Source organism: Achromobacter colocynthidis, assembly GCF_057334535.1.
The window spans coordinates 1-304 of record NZ_JBHFIZ010000019.1; the positions used below are offsets into that span (position 1 = coordinate 1).

Here is a 304-nt window from a genome sequence, read left to right on the forward strand (position 1 = left end):
CATTTCCTTGTCGGCCGGCAGCTCGATCGTGCCCGTCACGTCCGGCGTGCGGAAGTAGAACTGGGGACGATAGCCTTGGAAGAACGGAGTGTGACGGCCGCCTTCTTCCTTGGACAGGATGTACACCTCGGACGTGAAGTCCGTGTGCGGCGTGATCGAGCCCGGCTTGGCCAACACTTGGCCACGCTGGACGTCTTCACGCTTGGTGCCGCGCAGCAGAATGCCCACGTTGTCGCCGGCTTGACCTTGGTCGAGCAGCTTGCGGAACATTTCAACGCCCGTGCAAGTCGTCTTGACCGTCGGC

Annotated in this window: 1 protein-coding gene; it reads right to left on the minus strand. The window is 62.2% G+C overall.

The genetic code is table 11. The features are described from left to right. The coding region (locus ACE04A_RS06155) for an EF-Tu C-terminal domain-related protein (protein WP_485819950.1) at positions 1–304 on the minus strand (304 nt) is incomplete at both ends.